General features: G+C 71.9%; 4 protein-coding genes. All 4 read left to right on the forward strand.

All coding sequences use genetic code 11. The features are described 5' to 3' along the window. Positions 1 to 118 precede the first annotated feature (118 nt). From ACSW7Y_RS16045 to ACSW7Y_RS16060, 4 genes are read left to right on the forward strand one after another with little or no spacing between them, the layout of a single operon-like run. A complete protein-coding gene (locus ACSW7Y_RS16045) occupies positions 119 to 676 on the forward strand; it encodes a hypothetical protein (protein WP_438127239.1) in 558 nt (185 codons plus the stop codon). Beyond that, positions 652 to 3414, forward strand: a complete 2763-nt coding sequence (topA, locus tag ACSW7Y_RS16050; protein ID WP_438127240.1) for a type I DNA topoisomerase — start codon at positions 652 to 654, stop codon at positions 3412 to 3414. The genes ACSW7Y_RS16045 and topA overlap by 25 nt, the downstream gene beginning before the upstream one ends. After that, positions 3411 to 4046: a dTMP kinase gene (gene tmk / locus ACSW7Y_RS16055; protein WP_438127241.1), complete on the forward strand. Its 636-nt coding sequence runs from the start codon at positions 3411 to 3413 to the stop codon at positions 4044 to 4046. The genes topA and tmk overlap by 4 nt, the downstream gene beginning before the upstream one ends. A 25-nt stretch (positions 4047 to 4071) precedes the next feature. Further along, the gene (locus tag ACSW7Y_RS16060; protein ID WP_438127242.1) at positions 4072 to 5214 is read left to right on the forward strand and encodes a DNA polymerase III subunit delta'; all 1143 of its coding nucleotides are present in this window, start codon (positions 4072 to 4074) and stop codon (positions 5212 to 5214) included. Positions 5215 to 5324: the final 110 nt, after the last annotated feature.

The following is a 5324-nucleotide window of genomic DNA, read 5'->3' on the forward strand; positions in this document are numbered from 1 at the left end:
CGACGGCCGCGTACCGGCGGCCCGCGGGGCTCGTCTGCGTCGAGCTCGCCGTGCCCGCGCCCGGTGTCTTCGCCGCCGTCGTGCTGCGCGCCTCCGGGTGTGCGGCGGAACGGGGCCGGTGACCGTGCGGGAGTGGCAGGTGACGCTGCGCGCGGGGCGTGCGTCGGAGCCGGTGCGGCGTGCTCCGTCCCGTGCCGAGCGCGGCTCGGTGACGGTGCTGCTCGCCGTCGTCCTCGGGGTCGGCGCGATCCTCGCGACGGCGGGCATCGCCGCTGCGACCCACCGGGTGGCCGTCGTCCGTGTGCAGGGTGCCTCCGACGCCGCGGCGCTCGCCGCGGCGGCCGCTCTCGTCGGTCTGCTCCCCGGGGACCCCTGCGCCCGGGCCGCCGCCGTCGCCTCCGCCGGAGGAGCAGCACTCGACGGGTGCTCGACGGCCGGCTCGCGAGCCCGTGTGACCGCCACGATCGGGAGCGGTGCGTTCGCCGTGAGCGCAGTCGCCGTCGCGGGAGCACCGAGCGGAGCCGACCACCTCTGTGTGTATGGTGTGCACGTCGGCCCCCGGTCACCGATGTCCCGGTCGACCCGGACGGCGAGTCGCACCGGCGACCTCGCAGGTCCTGGGCCGACGAGCACCATCGATCAAGGAGACACGTGCCAGGCACGAAGAAGCTCGTGATCGTCGAGAGCCCCGCGAAGGCGAAGACGATCGCGCAATACCTCGGTGACGGATACGAGGTCCAGGCGTCAGTCGGCCACATCCGCGACCTCGTCGAGCCCAAGAACCTCCCCGCGGAGCTCAAGAAGGGGCCGATGGGAAAGTTCTCGGTCGACGTCGACAACGGCTTCGAGCCGTACTACGTCGTCTCCGACGCGAAGAAGAAGACGGTCTCCGAGCTCAAGCGCGCGTTGAAGGACGCCGACGAACTCTTCCTCGCCACCGATGAAGACCGCGAGGGCGAGGCCATCGCGTGGCACCTGCTGCAGGTGCTGAAGCCCAAGGTGCCGGTCAAGCGCATGGTGTTCCACGAGATCACGAAGGAGGCCATCCAGCGCGCGCAGGAAGCCACCCGTGAGCTCGACACCGCCCTGGTCGACGCGCAGGAGACCCGTCGCATCCTCGACCGTCTCTACGGCTACGAGGTCTCGCCCGTGCTCTGGCGCAAGGTCGGCCCCGGCCTCTCCGCGGGTCGCGTGCAGTCCGCCGCCACCCGTCTCGTGGTCGACCGCGAGCGCGAGCGCCTGGCGTTCGTGTCCGCCAACTACTGGGACCTCACCGCGCGCTTCGAGAAGGCCGGAGACTCCGCCTTCACCGCGAAGCTCGCCCGTGTCCAGGGCACCCGGGTCGCCTCCGGCCGTGACTTCGACGACCGCGGCGCGATCTCCGGTGACGTCGTCCGGCTCGACGAGGCCTCGGCCGCTGCGCTGACGACCGTGCTCGAGCGCGCCGGGGACGCGGTCGTGCGGTCCGTCGACTCGAAGCCCTACACGCGCCGACCCGCCGCGCCGTTCACCACCTCGACGCTGCAGCAGGAGGCCGCGCGCAAGCTCCGCTTCTCCGCGCGCCAGACCATGAGCGTCGCGCAGTCACTGTACGAGAACGGCCACATCACCTACATGCGAACCGACTCCTCGTCGCTCTCGCAGCAGGCCGTCAACGCCGCCCGGAAGCAGGCCGCCGCGCTGTACGGCGCGGAGACCGTCCCGGACAAGCCGCGCAGCTACGCCGGCAAGAGCAAGAACGCACAGGAGGCGCACGAGGCCATCCGTCCCGCCGGCGACACCTTCCGGACGCCGTCGCAGATGGAGAAGGTGCTCCGCGGCAACGACTGGAAGCTCTACGACCTCATCTGGAAGCGCACCGTCGCGTCGCAGATGGCGGACGCCAAGGGCTCCACCGCCTCCGTGGTCCTCGGCATCAGCTCCACCGAGTCGGTCGAGGGGATCGCCGCAACCGCGAACGGCACGGACGCCGAGTTCACCGCCTCCGGCACCGTCATCACGTTCCGCGGCTTCCTCAACGCCTACGAAGAGGGTCGCGACGAGGAACGGCACGAGGCGAAGTCCGACGGTGACGACGCGAAGCTCCCGCAGATGGCGCAGGGCGACGCGCTCGGCGTCTCGGACGTCGAGGCCAAGGGGCACGACACCTCGGCACCGCCGCGCTACACCGAGGCGAGCCTGGTGAAGACGCTCGAGGAGCTCGGGATCGGGCGCCCGTCGACCTACGCGGCGATCATCTCCACGATCATCGATCGCGGGTACGTCACCCAGCGCGGCAGTGCGCTCGTGCCGAACTGGATCGCGTTCAGCGTGGTCCGACTGCTCGAGGACTACTTCGGCGACCTGGTGCAGTACGACTTCACCGCCTCGATGGAGGACGACCTCGACCGCATCGCGAGCGGCGACGAGGACCGGGTCGACTGGCTCAAGGGCTTCTACTTCGGAGGCGGCGACCAGCGCGGACTCCGGACCGTCATCGACAACCTCGGCGAGATCGACGCGCGCGACATCAACTCGGTCGATCTCGCCCCCGGCCTGACGCTCCGCATCGGCCGCTACGGGCCGTACATCGAGGTGCCGAGCGACGACCCGGAGAAGCCGCGTCGGGTGAACGTCCCCGAGGACCTCGCACCGGACGAACTGACCGCGGAGAAGGCCCGCGAGCTCGTCGAGGCGCCGGTCGTCGGTGATCGCGTGGTCGGGATCAACCCCGAGACCGGGAAGGAGGTCCTCGCGAAGGACGGCCGCTTCGGCCCGTACGTGACCGAGCGCACCCCCGAGCCGGAGCCCACCGTCGACCCCGCCACCGGTGAGGTCACCGAGGCCGCAGCCGCGGCGGCCGAGTCGACCACCACCACCGCGAAGAAGACGACGGCCAAGAAGACGACGAAGAAGGCCGCCGCGCCGAAGGAGCGCACCGCGTCCCTCTTCAAGTCGATGGACCCGCAGACGGTCGACCTCGAGACCGCGCTCAAGCTCCTCGACCTGCCCCGGACCGTCGGGCAGGACCCGGAGTCCGGTGAGGACATCACCGCGCAGAACGGTCGCTACGGCCCGTACCTCAAGAAGGGCACCGACACCCGGACGCTCCCGAGCGAGGACGCGATCTTCGATGTGGACCTCGCCGGCGCCCTCGAGCTGTTCGCGCAGCCGAAGTACGGCGCGAAGCGCTCCGCGACCGCGGCGCTGAAGGAGTTCGACGCGGACCCGGTGTCCGGCAAGCCGATCAAGGTGAAGGACGGCCGGTTCGGCCCGTACGTGACCGACGGTGAGACGAACGCCACGATCCCGCGCGGTGAAGAGGTCGAGGCGGTCGACTTCGAGCGCGCCGTCCAGCTGCTCGCGGACAAGCGGGCCAAGGGGCCGGTGAAGAAGAAGGCACCGGCCCGCAAGACCGCGGCCAAGAAGAAGTGACCGGCCGCTTCATCACCCTCGAGGGCGGCGACGGCGCGGGCAAGACGACGCAGGCCGAGCGCCTCGCGTCCTGGCTCGGCGAGCACGGGCGCTCGGTGGTCCGGACGCGCGAGCCCGGGGGCACGGACCTCGGGCTCCGCATCCGCGAGATCGTGCTGCACGAGCGCGGCCACGTCGCACCCCGTGCCGAGGCCCTGCTCTACGCCGCCGACCGCGCGCACCACGTCGAGACGGTCGTCCGTCCCGCCGTCGCGCGCGGGGACGTCGTGCTGCAGGACCGGTACATCGACTCCTCCGTCGCCTACCAGGGCGTGGCACGGGGTCTCGGTGCCGAGCACATCCGCTCGGTGTCGGACTGGGCGACCGACGGGCTGGCGCCGGACCTCACCGTCCTGCTCGACCTCGACGTCACCGTCGGCCGTGCCCGGGTCGCCGCCGCACGCGGGGACACGTTCGACCGACTCGAGTCCGAGGCGGCCGCGTTCCACGAGTCGGTCCGTCGTGCGTTCCTCGACATGGCCGCCGCGGAGCCCGGACGCTTCCTCGTCGTCGACGCCTCGGCGGACGCCGACACCGTGCAGCGCACGATCCGCGAGGCCGTCGCCCCCGTCGTCGGGATCGACGCGGCATGACGGTGGTCGCTGCCAGGATGTCAGCATGAGCGTGTGGGACGGCCTGACCGGGCAGGAAGAAGCCGTCACTGCCCTGCGCCGCGCGGCCGAGTCGCCCGAGGGCACCGGCGGGATGACGCACTCGTGGCTCATCACCGGTCCGCCCGGGTCGGGCCGCTCGAACGTCGCGGCGGCGTTCGCGGCAGCACTCGTCGGCAATGGCCCCGACGACGACCACACGCTCCGCCAGATCACGGCGCGGACCCACCCGGACGTCTCGGTCCTCACGACCCAGCGGGTCATCATCACGATCGACGAGATCCGCCAGCTCGTGACCTCGTCGTACTACTCGCCGTCGGTCGGCCGCTACCGCATCGTCATCGTCGAGGACGCCGACCGCATGACGGAACGCACCTCCAACCTGCTGCTCAAGGCGCTCGAGGAACCACCGGAGCGCACGGTGTGGATCCTCTGCGCCCCGAGCGAGGCCGACCTGCTCCCGACGATCCGGTCCCGCGTCCGTTCGGTCCGGTTGCGCGTGCCCGGCATCGAGTCCGTCGCCGACCTGCTCGTCGCACGTACCGGGGTCGACCGGGTGCTCGCGATGGACGCCGCGCGCCAGGCCCAGAGCCACATCGGCATGGCCCAGCGCCTCGCGACGAGCGCTGACGCCCGTGACCGCCGTCGTCGGACGCTCTCGACGGTCCTCGGCGTGCGGAGCGTCGGCGATGCCGTGATGGCCGCCGCCGAGCTCCTCGCGGTCGCCGATGAGGACGCCAAGGCCATCACGCAGGAGCGCGACGGCGAGGAACGCGACGCGGCTCTCCGCTCGCTGGGCGTGGAACCCGGTGGCACGATCCCGCCGGCACTGCGGTCGCAGCTGCGGGCGCTCGAGGAGGACCAGAAGCGTCGGGCGACCCGGAGTCTCCGGGACGGCCTCGACCGCATCCTCGTGGACGTGTCGTCGCTGTACCGCGACCTGCTGCTGCTCGGGCTCGGTGCGCCCGCGGAGCCGGTCAACCTGTCGATGCGCGACGAGCTCGAGCGGGCGCTGCCGTCGGTGCCGCCCGCGGCTGCGCTCGAGGTCCTCGACGCGGTGTCGACGGCACGGACGCGCATCGCGGCGAACGTCGCGGCCCTGCTCGCGCTCGAGGCCCTGCTCGTGACCATCGCCCGCGCCGCGCGCTGACGACCCGCTGCGCGCTGACGACCCGCTGCGCGCTGACGACCCGCTGCGCGCTGACGACCCGCTGCGCGCTGACGACCCGCTGCGCGCTGACGACCCGCTGCGCGCTGACG

The organism is Curtobacterium flaccumfaciens, from assembly GCF_051548005.1.
Lineage (GTDB): Bacteria > Actinomycetota > Actinomycetes > Actinomycetales > Microbacteriaceae > Curtobacterium.

What these genes read in the sequence shown, in the direction of transcription:
- ACSW7Y_RS16060 (WP_438127242.1), top strand. Translation starts at nt 4,072, where the DNA reads ATGAGCGTGTGGGACGGCCTGACCGGGCAGGAAGAAGCCGTCACTGCC.